The sequence below is a fragment of the Candidatus Halocynthiibacter alkanivorans genome (genome assembly GCF_003333265.1).
Taxonomy (GTDB): domain Bacteria; phylum Pseudomonadota; class Alphaproteobacteria; order Rhodobacterales; family Rhodobacteraceae; genus Halocyntiibacter_A; species Halocyntiibacter_A alkanivorans.
On record NZ_QOLB01000157.1, the window covers coordinates 1 to 18,578 of the forward strand.

At 54.0% G+C, this 18,578-nt stretch carries 16 protein-coding genes and 1 pseudogene; 13 read left to right on the forward strand and 4 right to left on the reverse strand.

Going from position 1 to position 18,578, the window contains the following annotated elements; genetic code table 11:
* From DWA01_RS23205 to DWA01_RS20805, 8 genes are all read left to right on the forward strand, one after another.
* Positions 1-1,162 (forward strand): phage tail protein (locus DWA01_RS23205; protein ID WP_473206064.1); only part of this gene is annotated, 1,162 nt, incomplete at its 5' end.
* Between the two features lie 21 nt (positions 1,163-1,183).
* Positions 1,184-2,350 (forward strand): glycine-rich domain-containing protein, encoded by a 1,167-nt coding sequence (locus DWA01_RS20775; RefSeq protein ID WP_114287726.1) that lies wholly within the window; start codon positions 1,184-1,186, stop codon positions 2,348-2,350.
* Positions 2,351-2,361: 11 nt separating this feature from the next.
* The gene (locus DWA01_RS20780) at positions 2,362-2,850 is read left to right on the forward strand and encodes a DUF4376 domain-containing protein (protein ID WP_114287727.1); all 489 of its coding nucleotides are present in this window, start codon (positions 2,362-2,364) and stop codon (positions 2,848-2,850) included.
* 115 nt (positions 2,851-2,965) lie between these two features.
* A complete protein-coding gene (locus DWA01_RS20785; RefSeq protein WP_114287728.1) occupies positions 2,966-3,361 on the forward strand; it encodes a hypothetical protein in 396 nt (131 codons plus the stop codon).
* Entirely contained in the window at positions 3,358-4,056 is a 699-nt protein-coding gene (locus tag DWA01_RS20790) for a peptidoglycan-binding protein (protein ID WP_114287729.1), read from the forward strand. The genes DWA01_RS20785 and DWA01_RS20790 overlap by 4 nt, the downstream gene beginning before the upstream one ends.
* Positions 4,053-4,370, forward strand: coding sequence for a hypothetical protein (locus tag DWA01_RS23210; RefSeq protein WP_160116089.1), 318 nt, complete (start codon positions 4,053-4,055; stop codon positions 4,368-4,370). The genes DWA01_RS20790 and DWA01_RS23210 overlap by 4 nt, the downstream gene beginning before the upstream one ends.
* 336 nt (positions 4,371-4,706) lie before the next feature.
* Entirely contained in the window at positions 4,707-5,093 is a 387-nt protein-coding gene (locus DWA01_RS20800; RefSeq protein ID WP_136057796.1) for a hypothetical protein, read from the forward strand.
* 138 nt (positions 5,094-5,231) lie between these two features.
* On the forward strand, positions 5,232-6,272 hold the full coding sequence (locus DWA01_RS20805) for an IS110 family RNA-guided transposase (RefSeq protein ID WP_114287732.1): 1,041 nt from the start codon (positions 5,232-5,234) through the stop codon (positions 6,270-6,272).
* Positions 6,273-6,540: 268 nt separating this feature from the next.
* On the opposite strand, the gene DWA01_RS20810 is transcribed toward DWA01_RS20805, so the two are convergent.
* Positions 6,541-7,095: a DUF4265 domain-containing protein gene (locus DWA01_RS20810; protein ID WP_136057797.1), complete on the reverse strand. Its 555-nt coding sequence runs from the start codon at positions 7,093-7,095 to the stop codon at positions 6,541-6,543.
* Positions 7,096-7,110: 15 nt separating this feature from the next.
* On the opposite strand from DWA01_RS20810, the gene DWA01_RS20815 reads away from it, so the two are divergent.
* Together DWA01_RS20815 and DWA01_RS23015 are read left to right on the forward strand one after the other, a co-directional pair.
* Complete coding sequence (locus DWA01_RS20815; protein WP_268807760.1) at positions 7,111-7,608, forward strand: DNA adenine methylase; 498 nt, start codon at positions 7,111-7,113, stop codon at positions 7,606-7,608.
* A 316-nt stretch (positions 7,609-7,924) separates the two neighbouring features.
* A complete protein-coding gene (locus DWA01_RS23015; RefSeq protein WP_136057798.1) occupies positions 7,925-11,005 on the forward strand; it encodes a hypothetical protein in 3,081 nt (1,026 codons plus the stop codon).
* A gap of 138 nt (positions 11,006-11,143) precedes the next feature.
* On the opposite strand, the gene DWA01_RS20825 is transcribed toward DWA01_RS23015, so the two are convergent.
* Positions 11,144-11,374 carry a hypothetical protein gene (locus DWA01_RS20825; protein ID WP_114287736.1) on the reverse strand — a complete coding sequence of 77 codons (231 nt, stop codon included), beginning with the start codon at positions 11,372-11,374 and terminating at the stop codon, positions 11,144-11,146.
* A gap of 407 nt (positions 11,375-11,781) precedes the next feature.
* Between DWA01_RS20825 and DWA01_RS20830 the strand changes: the two genes are divergently transcribed.
* Positions 11,782-12,660, forward strand: coding sequence for a hypothetical protein (locus DWA01_RS20830; protein WP_114287737.1), 879 nt, complete (start codon positions 11,782-11,784; stop codon positions 12,658-12,660).
* Between the two features lie 580 nt (positions 12,661-13,240).
* On the opposite strand, the gene DWA01_RS20835 is transcribed toward DWA01_RS20830, so the two are convergent.
* Positions 13,241-15,067 carry a hypothetical protein gene (locus tag DWA01_RS20835; RefSeq protein ID WP_114287738.1) on the reverse strand — a complete coding sequence of 609 codons (1,827 nt, stop codon included), beginning with the start codon at positions 15,065-15,067 and terminating at the stop codon, positions 13,241-13,243.
* Positions 15,068-15,374: 307 nt separating this feature from the next.
* Between DWA01_RS20835 and DWA01_RS20840 the strand changes: the two are divergent.
* Positions 15,375-15,503, forward strand: a pseudogene (locus DWA01_RS20840) (IS30 family transposase); the annotation flags it as partial.
* A 780-nt stretch (positions 15,504-16,283) separates the two neighbouring features.
* The gene (locus tag DWA01_RS20845; protein ID WP_114287739.1) at positions 16,284-17,108 is read left to right on the forward strand and encodes a sterol desaturase family protein; all 825 of its coding nucleotides are present in this window, start codon (positions 16,284-16,286) and stop codon (positions 17,106-17,108) included.
* Between the two features lie 163 nt (positions 17,109-17,271).
* Here the strand turns inward: DWA01_RS20845 and kynU are convergent, their stop codons facing one another.
* Positions 17,272-18,465: a kynureninase gene (kynU, locus tag DWA01_RS20850; RefSeq protein WP_114287740.1), complete on the reverse strand. Its 1,194-nt coding sequence runs from the start codon at positions 18,463-18,465 to the stop codon at positions 17,272-17,274.
* Positions 18,466-18,578: the final 113 nt, after the last annotated feature.

Sequence of the window (18,578 nt, forward strand, 5' to 3'; positions counted from 1 at the left end):
CCCGGATATATTTAACTGGCTGCCCCGCGAGGAAACCCCAAAACCCGCCGGCGGTATATCCACCCTGCCATCACCGACCACCAAGCCGACGCTGACCGCGCCGGCGGCGAGCGAGGAACTTTACGAAACGCGCGGCGGCGGCGGTGTCAAAACCCGGGTCCACCTGAGCTCGACCAGCACAAATCCGTTTGTGGCTGCGTGGCAGTTTGCTTGGCGGCTGTCCTCGGAAAGCACAGACAACCTGCGCCCGCTGACACAGTCGGGCGCTGATACGCTGGATGATATCGCGCCGGGCACCTACGTGTTTGGCGCCCGCTGCCAGACGAAACGCGGCATTTGGTCAGACTGGTCTTACAGCCCGCCAGTGGCAATCCTTGGTGTTAACGCAGCGCCGGTGGCGCTGTCGGGCCTGTCAATCCAGGCGCTTGGTGGTGGTGTGGCGATGATGCGCTGGCAGCGTCATCCGTCTCTTGATGTTCAGCAGGGCGGGCGGATCGAATTTCGCCATTCCAGTGCATTGACCGGAGCGTCCTGGCAGGCATCCACCTCGATAGGAAAATCCATTTATGGGGGCAACACTGAAGCAACGCTGCCGCTGAAATCCGGCACATATCTGGCGCGGCCATTCGATGCCCTTGGCATTCCGGGTCCGGTCGCCACCGACACAACCACCGGGGCATCAATTATCGCCACAACGCAAGTTGCCCAGATGGTTGCCCATCCCGCGTTCGCTGGCACCAAAGTCGGTTGCGCAGTGGCATCCAGCGTTCTGGAACTGTCCAGCGGTCAGCTGGAAGGCACCTATGCGCTGTCGGGCAATATCGATCTCGGCTCTGTGCAGGCAGTGCGGTTGATCTCTGATGTCCAGGTTCTGATCGGCCGGCGCGGAGATCTGTTCTGGAGCCCCGGCGGCAGTTCATTCTGGAACCGGGGCGGCGACGCGTTCTGGACGGCCGCCGGCGCTTTTGGCGATATCGATATTCAGGTGCAATCGACCAATGACGACCCGGTGGGATCTCCGGTCTGGTCAGCTTGGACCAGTTTTGATGCCGCCGAATTTGCCGGTCGCACTTTTCAATTTCGCGCCGTTCTCACTGCTGAAAACACCGAATACTCGGTCGATGTGACCGGGCTGACAATCACTGCAACACAGGCCGCATAAAACGCGCCACAAGAGGTATCCATGAGCCAGGCAACCTATACCCCGGACGTGTCCCACAATGACGCCGCAGCGCTGGCGTTCTTCAACAGTGTCTTTGCAGCGATCGCGTCGAACAACGCCGGCAATGCTGAGCCGTCAGAAACCTATCCCTATATGATCTGGGTCGACACTTCCGGCGCAACGTCGGTCTGGAAAGCGCGGAACGCAGCAAATTCCGGATGGGGCGATTTGCTCAACCTGGATAACGCTGCAATCAAGGCGGCCTATGAGGCAAACGCAGATACCAATGTATTCACCGACGCAGAAAAGGCAAAACTGTCTGGAGTCGGGGGCGCATCGCTTCCGGTCAAGATTGAGGCCTATGATGCTTCCGACGCCGCATTCAAATTCACACAGGCCGGGGACGTGGAAATCTACCTCGTCGGTGGCGGCGGCGGTGGCGGGTCTGGCTCTGACCGACAGGACGAAGCCACTGCCCACGGCGGCGGCCCCGGTGGATCTTCCGTCAAGGTAATGAACGTCAATACCGCGGACTCCTATTCTCTTATGATAGGTGCCGGCGGTTCTGCTGCTGGTCTTTCAGATTACAACGATCCTGGCGCCGATGGCGGCACTGGTGGGACTTCGACTTTCACCGGGACAGGTGTGGCGCTGACAGCAACCGGCGGCGCTGGTGGGGACGGGAACAGCTCAGCTGGTCTTACAGTAGGCGCAGCGGGCGGGGTCGGCTCCGGTGGAGATTACAATTACACCGGCGCAACCGGCCTCAGTCTCGATCCGTCGGGCAACAATGGTAAGGCTTCTGGTGGTGGTGCTCCCAACTTTGGCCACCCAACCGCGCGTGCAGCGGTATCCATTGTGGACACGGCGAGCGGCGATAAGATCATCAAATACACCGCAACCCAAGCCGCCTCGGCGGTCTACCCGGGATCGCCCTACGCGGACATTACATTCCTAATGGCCCGTGCAGCCGCCAATGGCGTGCCATTTATCGACGATCAAGGTCTGGGTGGTCACGGGGCGGGTGAGTACAGCAACTGGTCAAGCAAAGATGATGTGATTGGCGGGGCGGGTACACGCGGCGGAGGCGGAGGCGGCGGCTACTGTGTTGATACTGACGGTGGCCGGGAAGCAAACTCTTATGGCGGCGCTGGCGGTGCCGGCTGCCTGTTCGTCGTTTATTACTGAGGGAAAACCACATGAAATATGATATCTCCCAGGGCGGCGTGGTGGTTAACACCATTGTCAGCGACCCGGCCAACATCGCCGCGCTCGCGGCAGTGATTGGTGGCACCTATGCGGAAGTTATTGATACGCCGCCGCCTGCGCCAGGTCCCACAACCGATGAGGTGAACGCAGAGCGCACCCGGCGCATCGAGGCCGGCACGGATATATCGCTCCCAGGTTATGCGGTGCCGGTTGCGCTGCAGGGGCGCGAGAAAGATCAGATCAGTTTGCTCGGCCTGAAAGATGTGGCGAAAGACCGCATCGATGCTGCCGACACAACGACAATCACCAAGTTTCGCGATCGGAAAAACGAAGATCACCTTCTCACGCCGCCGCAAATGGTGACGTTGTGGCGGTTGGGTGCTGCGTGGATGGGCGCGGTCCATGAGGCAAGCGTGGCGCTGAAAGACGCCAACCCCATCCCGGCAGATTATGCCAACAATGAGCACTGGCCGGCATAATCTGAAGCCGCTCTGAGCAGCGAAACATTCCGAAAATCAATTCTTCAGGCCGTGCAGATCCGCGCGGCCCGTTGTCGTGCCGTTTTGGCAAATCTAATACAGAGGGTATTGAGCAGTGAAAGAAACAACATTTGATACGCTGGTCACGGTGTTGGCGGTGGTGATAGCCGCACTTGGCTTCTCGGTCGGGGTGCCTGACTTTATCGGCGGGCTGGGGCTTTCGATCGGGCTGGGGCTGCTGGCGCGATTGCATATGCCACTGCAAAGCCGGCGCGGCACCTTTGCAACGATCGTGTCGGCCGTCTTCACTGGCCTGCTGTTCGCATTGATTGCGAAGCTGTATGGCCTGGCGCCGTTCCAATTGTCGATGGCCGTGGGCGGGCTCACCTCGGCGCTGGTGCTGCCGACGGTGCTGCTGTTCCTGATGGGCATACGCGAAGAAGCATCGAGTGCAGGGGCAGGGGTCGTGAGTATCCTGCTGGGGCGTCTGCGTGGAGGGCGTGCGAAATGAGGGTCAGTACAGCACAACTTGCGCTGATTGCCGGCACAGCCCGGGAAACAGCAAACATGGCGTCGGTCATCGCGGGGCTTGAAGCCTACGGTTATGTCAAGCTGGGGCTGGAACGTCCCGACCGGCTCGCCCAGTATATTCCGCAGATCGCCCATGAAAGCGGGCGGTTTCGCTATGACAAAGAAATCTGGGGGCCGACGCCGGCACAGGCGCGCTATGACACCCGCACTGATCTCGGCAATTCGCCAGCGCAGGACGGGGACGGGCGCTTGTATTCCGGCCGCAGCGGCATTCAGGTGACCGGGCGGGCAAACTATGCGCTGTTCACCGCGTGGGCGCAGGCTAAAATTCCGGACGCGCCGGACTTCGTCGCATCACCGGATCTGCTCAATACCGATCCGTGGGAGGGGCTTGCGCCGCTCTGGTATTGGGAGCGACGTAAGCTCAACCGCTACGCTGACCGGGGCGATATCGAGATGGTGACCCGTCGGATCAATGGTGGCTTGAACGGCTACCGTGACCGGCTGGAACTTTACGCCCGCACCGCTCTGGTGTTCCTCGGATATGATCCTGGAGATGTGCACGCGTTTCAGCTCGATGCTGGGCTGGATGCCGATGGCGTATCCGGGCCTCAGACCCGCGCTGCATTCCACGCGGCGCTGCGGGATCATGGTTTCGTCAAGGGCGCCGCATGATGCGCTCGATCGGCATGCTGGTGGCGGCTTGTGCCCTCGCCGGCATGCTCGGGTTCTGGCAGGGCTATCAATCGGGTTATGGCCGCGCAACTGCGGCCTATGAGCAAAGCCGCATTGAGCTTCAGCAAGACCTGTTCAAAGCCGCCGACGAATTGTCGGTCCAGTCCGCGCGGCTGGCGGCTTCGATCGAAGCGCGCAACCACCTGGTGGAGGGTATCGAAAATGAGATCCGGACGGATTCTAACGCTGGCACTCGCCGGCCCACTTCTGGCGAGCTGCGCCGCCTTCAACGCCGCTGGGGTCCGCCCCCCTGATCTGTCGGCAGAGGTGCGCGCGCCATGCCCGCACCCCTCAAAATTCATCGGTGCCGGCGACTGGGAACTCATTGCCGGTCGCCTGGGGGATCAGCTTATTGAATGCGGCGCGGAAAAGGCCATTGCCATCGCGGCAAGCGACTTGGTGGCCGACGCGCTTAAATAGCGGGGCAAAAAGTGCAGCCTGAGAGCTTCCGTATAGCAGTCGACATTCAATCCGACCGCAGCGAATGGCGGCGCTGAGCCCAAAGTAACAATTCAAACCGCTAGAAGAATCCTCCATTCTATGAAAGAAATAATTTTTAGAATTCTTTTTAGCTTATTTTGGGAGTCAGTATGAATTTGGCAATTCAAGCAACAAAATATATGGTTTGGCTTCAGTCTGTTTTAATTGTGGTATTTTCTGCCCTTGGCATCTGGGACAATGACAAGGAATTATTTTCGATAGCACTTGTTTCCTCTGCGTCAGCCATTTTTTTGTATCTCGTTCTCATAGGATTGCGCAGAGAACTTTTTTGGGTCGCGGTGCCGTTCGCCGCATTCTGTGTTATCGACTTTATTGGCGCTTTAGGTAGTGGACTTAGTTTCAGAATCTCAGTGGACCTCGTTGATGCGGTACTTTCATTTGTGGCCGTTTGCGGCATTGTTATATGGCTCAGCGAAAGGGGTTCACTTAACAATGAAGATCAAAAAAAACGCCTAAATGCTGAAGCTGATATCTAAGGTTCACTTGGTCCGCTCAGCGGTCGTTCGTTCAAGCTGCAGCGAACGACATGGTGTGTTTGCGGTGGTCGCTCTCCCTGGGCGAACGAGGTTCAGTATACTGGCCTCACAAATCACAAGCGGTAGAGGAGAACGACCATGTCTTATTATGTTGGTCTGGATGTATCCGTGAAATCAGTTTCCATCTGCGTTGTTGACGCTCAGGGTGCCGTTCTTGCGCGCGGAGAGACAACCTCTGATCCTGATCAGATTACATCGTTCATTTCCAGGCATGCGCCCGATCCGGAGCGTGTGGTGCATGAGAGTGGAATTCTCGCCATCTGGCTGACGCGCGAACTGGAGAAGCGCGGCCTGCCGATAATTTGCATTGATGCCCGCCTTGCCCACAAGGCCTTGTCAGGGCGTATCAACAAATCCGACGTTGGTGACGCAGAAGGCCTGGCCCATCTCGCGCGCACTGGCTGGTTCACAGAAGTACACATTCGAAGCGAGGCCTCTGAGCGCGTCCGCGTGTTGATCGGCACACGAGAGCGCCTGATCAGGATGCGTAAGGACCTGGAAGGGCATGTTCGTGGTGTCTTGAAGGTCTTTGGGGTCTGTATGGGGGCGGTGTATCGCACGAAACAGCGGCAGGGCTTCAGAGATCAGCTTGCCGGGGCGGAGTCGGCCGATCCCGCAATCAGCGTGATGGAAGAAATGTTCAGTCCAATCCACAAGGCCCTCTGCGCTGCGACAGAGACCATGGATGATGAGCTGAGACGCATAGCGCGCGGCAGTGATCTTGCGCGCCGCCTCATGACCGTTCCGGGTGTTGGTCCGGTGGTTGCTCTCTCTTATATCGCAACGCTCGATGACGCCGGTCGCTTCAGGAGGTCGAAGGATGTGGGCGCATTTCTGGGCCTCACACCCAAGCGACATCAGTCGGGTGATATGGATTGGTCAGGACGCATCTCAAAATGTGGAGACCGCGATCTGCGGCGCTTGCTTTACTCTGCAGCCTCGACGTTGATCACTCAGGTCAAAAAGCCATCTCCGCTGTTAACCTGGGCCAGGCGCCTGCGGGACCGAAAGGGGTTCAAGAAAGCCGCTGTGGCAACATCGCGCAAGCTCGCGGTCATCCTGCATTGCATTTGGCGCGACGGAACAGTCTTTGAAACAAGCATGGAGGCCAAAGCCTGATATCAAGAACGGAATACCTGCCCGAGAGATCAACGGCGGGCTCAGCGTCCTTCGGGACGGAGGCGGATCAAGCCAGTCAGAAGCTGCTGAAGTAGCACACCGCTAACTTCGCGAACGACATTTTGGCAGATCAGCTCCCGGACGCCATCATGAAGCGGCAGGATCGACTTCGTAGAGAACCGCGACCCCGAATGACAACGAACCCAACTCCTTGACACTATCGCAAACAGAGAGCTGGTTCGAGCCCAAAAAGACCGTTTCGTTGGTCTCAAATTGAATGGCTGCAGTGCCCTTCTTCGAATTCCCAGACTTTGTTGTGCACTCCTTCTTCCAACAGAGCAAAGACTTGGTGGATATTGGTGTCGCTAGGTACGTCGACTGCGAAAAGAATAAATCCAAAGTTGCCTTGTTCGAACGAACAACCTAGGTCCTCAATCGGTCGCCAGTAGCGTTCAAAGCTTGCGCTGTCTGCTGCATTGTTGGGTATAATGCGATAAGTTGAGCGCCCCGACGAAGTGACTGTTTCAATGAAATAATTCACCCTCTCCTTCAAAGTGGTTTTGATGACATCTTCGTAGCTCAAGTCATTCGCGAAGAATGGCGAGTTCTCAAGTCGAAATAGGTCATCACCTAGTTTGGTTGCCCACACGCTTTCTGTGGAGAAGCCATGCCAACTATCTGGCTCTAGCTCGATTAAAACCTTCTCCATATGTACCCTACTGTGCGAAGCCATTTTCCGAAATGATACTGGACAGTGCAGTAGAAGTTCAATGATCAGTAACGGCAGTTCAGCAGCCGGCGCGATTTTGAACGGCTGCGCCACACCGATCCCGCCACCCTGACCGACCTCGAACGCGCAGCGCGCTTCCTGTATCTGCAGCGGCTGGCCTTTGGCGGGCAGTCACGGGGCGTGTTTGGTGTCTCGCCCGCTCATTCGCCGCGCTTCAGCCTGGCGAAGCTGGAGCCGATCCTTGAAGCCGCATCGGAGCGCCTCGATGGTGTGGTGTTTGAAAGCCTCGACTGGTCAGGGCTGATCAGGCGCTACGACACCGCCGACACGCTGTTCTATCTGGATCCGCCCTATCACGGCGGCGAGACGGATTATGGCAAGGGCATGTTTGCGCGCGATGACTTTGCGCGCATGGCCGGGCAGCTGGCCGGAAACAAGGGTAAGTTCATCCTGTCGATCAATGATACGCCTGAAATCCGCGAGGTGTTCGCCGCGTTCATCCTTGATGAGGTCCGCCTGACCTACACGGTCGGCCGGCAGGCATCTGAGCAAAAGGCGCGGGAGCTGATCATATCAAACGCAGACGCGCCAGCCGGGCTGCTGTGAGCGGAGCGAAGAATATGGAAAGCCCCGGTTTAATTGTCGGGGCTTTGGTCTCTGAGAGTTTCCAGCTATGTGCAGTTACAGCATTTTGTCAGTTTGGGCGGTGACCCGCCATTCGCTGCGATTTGCATGGACGGCGGCAATGCACAGACAGATGACTTTGCAAAGTTGGAGGGGTTTTGTGGACGCAGCTCACAGGTGACTTCGGTTGATTGATACTTTCGCAATTTGATCAGTTTCTGAGCTTTCCCATCTTTTCAACCGTCGCGCGAACCAATACTATGCATGTCAATTCATCTAATTATGAGCGGTTCCCCAAGTGACAAATTTTGAAGATCTAATTTTTCATGATGAAGAAGCGCTGCTTGATCGTCTGTCAGACGGTATTAAAGAAACCTCAAAAGAGGTAGTTTTTGTTGTAGGTGCACCGCTCACCGCTCCGGAAGAAGTAGGGCAACCGGGTGTGTCAGATGTAAGTGATATGATTGAAGATATACGCGGGCGGTTTCCCGACGGCACGGGGCCTCACATCACTCTTGAGAACAACATTGCTACCGCATCAAATAAGTATCATGCCGCATTTCATTTTCTTCAAGGACGAAGAGGGCAAGACGTATGCAACAAAGTGGTTCGCAAGGCTGTTTTATGTTCGAGGCACACAACTGCCGACCATGAACCCAATAGTGTTGATCCTCTCCATTTGAACGACGAAAACCTTAGCCAATTCGAAGCCGATGTTGCTGGCTGGCACCTTTCGAGTGGAGTAGAGGCATTAGGGCGGCTAATTTCTACCGAGCCAAACACTTTTGGTAAGACGATATTAACGTCCAACTTTGATCCATTGGTTGAGGTATCAATTCGTCGCGCTGGCGGCCAATCGTGGCAAACTTCGTTGATACAAGATGCAGACTTAGGAAATACCAACGCTGACGGATGCCGTGTCATTCATTTCCATGGCTTCTGGCGAGGAACGGATACGTTGCACACCGGAACGCAGCTACTTCAGACCCGCCCTGCTCTAAAATCTTCTTTACTTGAGATATTGAAAGACAAATTAGTCGTCGTAATCGCATATGGGGGGTGGGAAGATATACTTACGGCAGCACTGAAAGAGTTGACCGGAAATGGCGCTGCCTTCCCCGAAGTTTTGTGGACGTTCTATGATAGCGCTCCGGCCATTCCTGCGCATCTGCGCTCAGTATTGCAGCCGGGCCTCAATCGCGGACGAACTAGCCTTTATGCTGGCATTGACTGCCATTCCTTTCTTCCAAAGCTTATCGATTTCTGGTCTAACGATGCGACAGCCCAGTCCGCAGGGACTGCGTCCCAGAATGAACCCCATCCATTCTCCATAACCTCTACCGCACTTAAGCAATTAGATTGCGACCGTCCGCCTCATATTGAAGCATGGGTGGGACGTGACGCTGAGCTACGCTCGCTAGAAACCACGCAGTCACCAGTTGTGATCCTTTCTGGAATAGGTGGCCAAGGCAAATCACTGACAGCAGCTAAGCACATTAAGGATACATTTGCGTCAACAACCAAATTTCGATTTTGGGATTGGCGCGACTGCAAAGAGGCCGCTGATAGCATACGAACTCAAGTTATTGCTGCTGTTGACAGGATAACCTCAGAGGAAACAACAAGTGACATGTTGGTCAGTTCAAGTGACGCAGATTTAGCTGACTTGCTGGTAGCTCGCAGTGCGGAGTCTCAAACTATTTTTGTGTTCGACAATGTAGATCACTATGTCGATTTGGAAAATTTCCGTTTTGTCGGCCTTTTGGACAAACTAGTGAAAGCTTTCGCAACTTCCCCTACGACGAGCAAAATCATTCTAACATGTCGTCCGCAGGTGAGGTATTCAGAAGCAAGCATAATTACCATACCAATGCCCGGTCTTAATTTGGATGAAACCGAGGCCCTATTTGAAAAGCGCGGAGTGGCCAATGACGCTTGCAAAACAGCGGATATTCAGGCAGCCCACGAGATGACGGACGGGCATCCGTTCTGGCTAGATCTAATGGCCGTACAAGTCGCGCAGGTTCCGGGAACAACGCTAAGTGGTTTGCTCGAAGATATTAGACGTGGCAGAGAAGAAAGCCCTAACGTTCTTTCGTCTATCTGGGCGCGCCTATCAGAAAATGAGCAGTTGTTGCTGAGGATCATGGCGGAAGCAGTAAGAGCTGAAACAAAAGACACTCTGGAAAAGTATGTCTCCACAAAGTTGCGCTATAATAAATTCGACAAGTCACTCAGATCACTAATCCGTCTGAACCTTGTCGTTATAAAGCCGGAGGTGAACGCGCCGGACTTGTACGACTTGCATCCGCTGGTTCGGCAGTTCGTAAAGCAAAATTTCTCCCCAGCCGAAAGGCAAGATTATATCAAATTGGTAATTGGCCAATACAATGCCATCATCGTTTCTTTGACAAGCCTACTCGGGTTCTCCTTGCCACTTCCTTTGCTTGGGCGATGGACTCAAAAGGCTGAGCTGGAAATTAGGGCAAAGCTGTTTCAGGATGCGGCTAACACCTTGACGGCTGCGAAGAGCGCCCTTCTTGGCGGGGGCCATGCTGAGGAGTTTGTTCGTGTTGCCCGCATGTTTGTCGAAAGGTTGGACTGGAGTACTGCGCCTACCGAGATTTCGGGTTTTAATGGGATTGTATCCGAGCTTGTTGAATGTTTGGACCAGCTTGGAGATCATGCTGGCGCAGATTCTATCTTCGAGCAATTTGAAGCGACGATTCCTGAGAAAACAGCGCGATACATCCTTTACTGTGACATGAAGGCGTATTCTTTTTGGCAGCGGGGAGATTTTAAACGTGCTGTTGAATGGGGCGAAGCGGGGCTGGATCTGAAAGCACAAACTAACGTTGATACCCAATATGGGGACGAACACCATTTGGCGTTAGCAAGGCGTGACGCTGGCGAAATTGAGCCTGCACTCGAGTTCTTCCTTGGAGGGTCGTCAGTCGAAGAGATAGCGGAGGGAACTTCTGACAGTGAGGACCACGATGGACCTAAGTTCGGGAACATTGGGCGTTGCCTGCAGCTTAAAGGGAACACGGAATATGCTTTAATCTTTTACAAAAAATCAATTCGTAAATTGGATAATGACACTGCATCTAATCGCCTTTCAAACGCCGCCTTTGCACGCCAGTGGATTGCTGAATGCCTAGAAGACCATGACAATAATTTATTGGCTTTAGCATTTTCCACAAGTGCGGAGGACATACTTAAGAGTATATCTCCAAGCCGAGCAAAGATTCTCGCTCAATTAAGCAAACGAATCCGCCTAAAACTTCCTCAGGATCAGAGAATTATGGATGATAGCAGGGCAAACCGTCGGATTAAGAAGTGGATGAATGGCGGATCTGATGATTTGCAAAACGTGTGATTATTAGTTCGGTGCAGGACGGAAAATGTGACCGCTTTGGGCTGGGGGCTGCCGTTAGACGTGTTTGGCACGAATGGTAGCTCAGGGCTGGTCTGGCGCGAACGAATATGGGCTGTTTTGCCCACTTGCACGTCCACGTCAGCTAGATCCTTCCTCTTCTTGTATTCTGGCAAGCGCAGTTTCTACCGTTGGCCCTAGGACCAAAAGAGCGATAATCGTAAAAAAAGGTGAAATGAAAAGTGTGAGGAGAACCCAGCCAAACGCTGACCGGCCGCGTTCTGCTGCCATCGATGCCGGGAGAAAGATGTAGAGCCACCCCAAAATGATTAGGATCAAACTTACCCAAACAAAGCCCACGATACCGTCCATAACCGCTTTTCTCCTCTGCGCCGACCATTAAGCGACCATGAGCAATCGCCCAGGTATTCTCAAGCGATTATTGACCGAGGGTGCAGTACTTAGGCAGAGCGACTGCTTTGAGCTGGGAGCTGCCGTTAGACGTATTTGGCACGAATGGCCGTTCAGGGCCGATTGTGCCATGGGGTACAACGGGCATATGCCTCCTAGCTAAATGAGCCAACAATGCGTCGGCTGCCGAGCATAAGCGGGCGATGCACAGAGGATCGAAGATGGGATGCGCTAGGTTTCTGTTATTCTGAAAGAGATGTTTATTTCTTGATGCCAAATGTACTCAGGCTCTCGAAAAGTCTCGATCGTCCATACGAGCCCTAGACGGCTCTCTTGTTTCAAATTGGCTGATCTAAAAGAGGTTCAAGATGCTCACCACCCTGCTTACGTTTTACGAACACTACCCCTCCACGCTCCTTCAGCTGAAGAATATCAATCGCTCTTCGCTTTCCTCGGATCTTCTAGAAACGCTGGAATTCCACGGCCAAAGGCAGAGCGAAATCTTAAATATTGCCCAGCTTTATGTGCTCGATGAGGCAGCACAGACGTTGCTGTATGAACTCTCCGCAAAGATGAAGAAAGACGGGCTGGAAGACATGTTCAGTCACGTCCAACTCCCGTTTCCTGCCATGTTGTTGACGATTCCACCGGTATCGGAAGGGATGCGACCATTTGCATTGATCACTCAAGACGAAGGCGCTTTGTACACCCAGGTGTTTCTCGAAGGTAACAACGGTTTCATTCCCAACTTGCTGGTTTTCAAGTCGGAAGGCGCAACGGTCGATACTTCGTTTACACCTACCTATCAACTCATGAAGGAAACGGGTGAAAATATCAGTGTTGAGGCTCCGATAAAGCAAGAGCAGCCTATCTGCATCAGTTTCCTCAGTATGGTTGTAGGTATGTCTGTCTTGTTTCAGCACAAATCGATGCTGGAAACGGAGGAAGTGCCCTTATATCCCCGAGCGGAACGCCGCCGTGCGCAGAAAGAGGGCAAACCGCTCCCAGGCATGCGAGTGGTAAAGGTTACTCTTGGTGAGCTGGGAAAGCGGCAAATGCAAGCCATGCAAGGGGAAAACGAAGGCGGAAACGCTGAGAGCAGAACGCGTAGAGCGCATTGGGTGCAGGGTCACTTCATGCGTAACCGCGCAGGCGGCATCAGTTGGCGAAACCCGCACATCCGGGGAGCCGGTCCTGTTATTGAACAGGAGCGGCATGTGTCAGCTGCCAAAGGTGAATTCGAATAAGCTGCCCAACCGCATTCTCGTTGCGCTCGTAGAGGACAACGGGAAACTTAGCTTAATGATTGCGCGTGCGGCAGGCCAACGATTTCACACAAGGAATTTGGAGCATAAGTCAGAGCAAGGCTGGCCGAGCCTCTTGCTGCACCGGATCACGAACGACCGCTTCGGTGAAGCTGTGCCGCAGCGCCGATGAAAACAACGAATGTCCAGTTTGGGCCGTTCTTGACAGGTAGGGCGGCGGAACGTAGTCCGATTGCTGCACCAGGCATATTTCGGAGCGAAGGGCGGAAAGTGTGCATTCGCTGCACGTGCTCGGATCATACCTCAGCAACGCGAAAGCAGTCATAGACCGAAACTCCCAACTATTCGTGCTGCGTTCCTCGCCAAGGGCAGTAATGCGCAGATTGCGGGCTTTGCAAGGTTTGAGCCATTTCCCCACAGCGGACCTTCATGCCAAGTGCAGTAAACAGCAGGAAAGAGCCCACATTGGTTTGAGGTGGTCGCGGGAATTCGGACCAGCTGTTAAGGGCGAACGGATTAGGAAATTAGGATCACACATGGCAAAGAACTTCCACTTGCCACCCTACTCGACATCTGAGTCAGCGTTCTCCAAGGACTGCGCCAACTCGATAAGGACTCGAGGTTTTAGTCTCTTAATCCGCAAAGCACCGAAGCCAGTTTCTCTCTCAGAACGCGCATCAAGTTCATTTAGGAGCTCCAAAGCCCAGTCCTTCTCATCCTTCAAATCCCGCTCCAGCTGACCGTGACTGAATCTGTTTTCAAGGGCATGATTGACGTTTCGCCAGTTTTCATGATTTCCACCAAGCCAAGCATCAACGAACTCGGTAACAGGAATTTCATGTAGCAGAGGGATAGTCGCGTATGGATTGTGGCCAGAGCTGGTAGGCGAAACAGCCTCGAATAAGGCCTTGGGGTCCTCCCTGACTATACGCAAAAGATCTTTTTGGACCTCGGGGAAGGTTTGCCGTAGAGCGTCTTCGCGAGAGCCAATGAGATGGTCCCAGATCTCTTTGAAACGGCCAGCGTTCGCTTCGCTTACCCAGTAGGCAAATCCATCGTAGGATCTATCAAACTCATCAAACCATCGCCAGTCAGGCCCTTGTGGGGGCAACCGGCCGCAATCCAACAAATCATTTAAGTATGACTTGCTTTCCCTGACAACTTCGTCGGCGGTTCGGTCAATAATTCCGTTCTCTGCCATCATCATGCGCAAACAGAAAATGTGCAGCATTTCACCAGAATCCGTCACCTCGCGTTTTTCGAATTGCTGCTCCATCTTCTCGCGGGCTACTTCAACGGTCTCATCATCCAGATCATCGAAGTGGATAACCACCTTCCACGGCGGAACCTCCTCCGGGACCAAGAAGTGAGGCGAGTTGTTGATGGATGCCTGAATCTCTTCGATAGGATATCGGCCCTCAATAAGCGTCGCGACCAAAACACCATCATTCAGCATTCCAGTTTCGAGTTCGATACTCGGATATTTCTCATCGGCTACCACCAGTGGGGGCGTCTCAGGCTGATCCTTGGCTTTGCGACGATCACGCATCATGTGACCTATCCGAACGCCCCTCCTATTACGTAGGTCCTTTTCCACGAGCTGCCCTGATCGGACTTCGACCCCCAGCGCCGTAAAGGTCTGCACCAGCTCAATCATGGCTTCGGCATTTTTCTGGTGCTTTACATTCAGTGCGCTGTACAACCTGACCAGATCTTCAACGGCGTGCTTCAATATTCGAAGTGACTTCACCTTGGATTGCCGGAAGACATCTTCGATTTGAGCCTTGTGAGCAGCTACGAAATCTCTGGCTTTTTCCACCTTGATCTCACTCAAGAATCTCCCGAAAGCTCGTTCAATTTGAGGCTCTACGAGAACGGTTTGACCGAATGTCTTTTCTTTCAAGGTTCGGAAGTCTTTACCCAGTAGTTTCTCGTCGTCATGGGCGACTACAACAACGCGAAAATCCTTGTGTTCGACATATGAGTTTATCGCTCCCAGCACTTCCTTGAGGTCAAGGCCACTTCTCTCCAGATCATCGAAAATTAAGATCTTTTCAGGCTTCAACTCGTTTCTAAGTAATGCATTGGCAATATCGGGAACGAACCCCAAAGGGACAGTAAATCCAACGGCACCAACGTCCTGGCCGCGGAATTTTTCAAAAAAACCGCGCGTTTTCGCCTTGGTCGGGTGGGCGGCAGCGAATACCTCAGCATGAATTTTATCGACCGATTGGACACCATACAGGCTCACGTAAACGCGACTTTCTTCGGGGATGCACTCTCTGACCTGAAACGTCTTCCCCGTCCCCCAAGCTCCAGTTACAAGAACGGCATAGCCTGGAGCCTTGAGGGAGACATAGTGTTTCAGGTAGTCTTCGAGGTGAGTCATGAAAGTGCCTTTTTCTGAAATGCTTCTAAGTCTTTGCTCGGCAGGGAACTTTTGCCAACAGTTTGAACAGCTTAAAGCATCCCAAACAACCCTGGAGTCATTGCCCTATATAGTTTTGCCTATGACGGAGAGCAAAGCAGATGCTACAATCGGTGCTGCGAAATCTGATGACATTCCAAAAGCCCAACAAAACAAGGGCTTTCAGATTGTGTCGTCCCCATCCATCATCGGGCCGATCAGGTACGGGAATGATACGAAATCAATTTACATTCATTGGCCTAATTTTGCCACGATTGCTCTGACACCGGACCTTTCCGTTCATTCCCAAGCCAAACTCAGTGCCATCGCCAGGCAGCTCAATGAGCGGCCCCGCAAGACCTTGCAGTATCAAACGCCAGCTGAAAGGTTTGCAGAGTGTGTTGCGGCGATCAGTTGAACGCACCGCCGACCGCGGCCATTGCCTCAGTTGCGAAAGCTCATTGCGTCGGTTAATGGCCACGGAGCATGTGGGTAATAATCCAGTGCAATGGATCGCAAACTTTGGGTTCACAATCCCTTGTGATGGCAACAGTCTACTTCCAAAATCAGTTTACAAAACGCTTGTAACCCATTGATTTTCAACAGGCGTTTTTGCGCTGGTTTACAAATTAGCGCTGCGTTCTGAACGTCTTGCCCCGGTTTTGGGTACCGTAGGTCGCAAGTTCGAATCTTGCCGTCCCGACCATTAAAAACAATGACTTACCCGGTCATTGATGCAGAGAGAGCCCCTCCGGTCTGCAGCGCAGCTTACTCACTTTTTAATGTTACCAGCTTGGTCTGTTGTCGTGTTTATATCGATCAATTGTCGCCGGATGCCCGCGTGACATGTCGGTATGTAATACGGCGCACTGCGCATTGCTTTAATCGTCTCTGCTGACGGGCGGTGCCGTCTCATGTTGATATTTCCCCCGGTGCGTATCGAAGCGGTCCTGGATCAAATGTTGGCTGCTGCAGCTTGTTCAGTCAGCCATTTTCGGGCAGGCGGGCGCCATACAACAAAGCTGCGTGGCCGGATCAATTCGCCTTGTGCGGCGTACTTCCAGGTGATCTGAAAACTTGTTTTGGCGCCTGCGACTTTATGAAGGAACCAGCCACCCAATTTTTGCCACACATGCCGGAATTTAGGGTAGTCGTGTTCCGGAGGCAAAAGTCAAAACAGAGCAATTTGGGTGTTCATATGATCGATTTATTCAGTTTCGGATTTAGTTCTTCCCTTACGGCGGTGCAGGGGCTTTTGATGCCCGCTCTTTTCTTTTTGTTGATTGGGTTGGCGGTCAAAAAGGCAAAACTGATAACCGACGTTAAAAAGAGCGCTAAGGAAAGCACGCTGAACGTCAAAATTTTTCTTTTCGATTCGTTCGCGATGTCACCCGTCATTATTCTCGTATCGTTGACGGTGAACAGTTTCTTCCAATGGCACGGCTGGACACTTGTCAGCCAGGAAAGCTGGTCAGAACTCCCCAAAGAGATTGTCATCGTTATCGCCGTGTTTGCCGGTGATTTTATTGGCTACTGGCGGCATCGTTTAGAGCACACTTGGATATTGTGGCCATCCCACGCTGTTCACCATTCCGATACCCAAATGACATGGTTCACGCTTCAGAGGTTTCATCCGGTCAACCGGATTACCACCACCGCGATCGACAGCGCATTTCTGCTGGCTCTGGGCCTGCCGCCGTTTGCCGTTATCGCAAATGGATTTGTGCGTCACTACTACGGGTATTTTATTCATGCGGATCTGCCCTGGACCTACGGCTGGCTGGGGCGCATTTTTGTCTCCCCTGCGATGCACAGATGGCACCACGCGGCGGATTACAGATTTTTCCAAACGAACTTTGCAACGGTATTTTCAGTGTTTGACCAGGTTTTTGGAACCCACAAAGTACCGGGCCCGTGCGACTCCAAGCTGGGTGTGACCGACCAGATCGAAGCAAGCCTGATTGGGCAGCTGGGTTATATGTTCAGAAAAAAATCATATAGGCGGGGCCGAAAGCCCAGGTGAAACTAAGGGGCTGCTGAAAGTCACAGTTATATCTGCTGGTGGCGTCCCGCTTTGCTGCCGATCGGGAGCGGACAAACACCCGGGCACGGCTTTGCAAAGGCAGAGGCGAGAGGGTTGGCAAAGCATTGAGCAGAAGGGGGGGGATTGCCCCTCCTGGCGAAAATCAGGTCACCGGGGCGCGCAATTGAAAGCGCGCATCTTGCCAGCTTTCATCCCGCAGAATCTGTGCCAGAACATCCACCGCGCGCAGAATGTCAGCTTCGCTGTTGAACAGAGGTGCGATGCCAAAGCGCATGATGTCGGGGGCGCGAAAATCGCCGATGACCCCTTGTGCGATCAGGGCCTGCATACAGGCGTAGCCGTGTTCAAAGCGGAAGGACACATGGCTGCCGCGCTCAAGCGCGTTGCGCGGGCTGGCAAGCGTCACTCCGGGGCAGCGGTTCTCAACTTCGGTGATGAAAAGTTCGGACAGTTCCACCGATCTGGCGCGCAGATCCTGCATGTCCACATTGTCCCACACGTCCAGCGCCGCGTTGAGCAGGGCAAAGGAGGCAATAGAAGGGGTGCCGACGCGCATGCGTTCAATGGCGTTCGCCGGCGTATAGCTGAGGGCGAAATCAAACGGCGCGGCATGGCCAAACCAGCCGGACAGGGCAGGCTCGGCGGAGCCGATGTGGCGCGGCGCGACATAGATGAACGCCGGCGCGCCCGGGCCACCGTTGAGATATTTATAAGTACAGCCAACGGCAAAATCGACTTCAGTCGACGTGACATCCACCGGCAGCGCGCCGACGGAGTGGGCCAGATCCCAGACCACAACCGCGCCATGGCTGTGGGCCTTTTCGATCAGCGCCTTCATGTCATGTTTGCGCCCGGTGCGGTAATCGACCTCGGTGATCAGCAGCACCGCCACCTCGTCACTGATGGCATCCATTACTTGCTCAGGATCCGGGGTGCGCAGGCTGTAGCCGTCATCTTTCAGCTTCATCAGCCCTTCGGCCATGTAAAGATCGGAGGGAAAATTGCCACTGTCAGACAGGATTATCCGCCGTTCAGGGACCAGCGCAAGACCCGCCGCGACGGCCTGAAAGACCTTGATCGAGAGCGTGTCGCCGACCACGGTGCTGCCTTCGGGCGCGCCGATCAGCCGGCCAATGCGGTCGCCAAGCGTATTGGTCTGCGTGTACCAGCCCTTGCTGTTCCAGCCTTTGATCAGCTCGTTTTTCCATTCGTCATTGAGAAAACGCGAAATGGCGGCTTCGGAGGCGCGTGGCATCGGGCCAAGAGAATTGCCGTTGAGGTAGGTCATGCCCTCGGGGAGATGAAACATTGCGCGGGTCTTGGAGAAATCGGTCATTGTGTGGTTCCGGATGCGGCGGGTGTCAGGGCTGCGCTTCGCCTGTCCAGTCTGGTCCAGGACCGTGCCGGACCGGGGGAGGGAGGCTTTGCATTGATTGTAAGTGATTATGC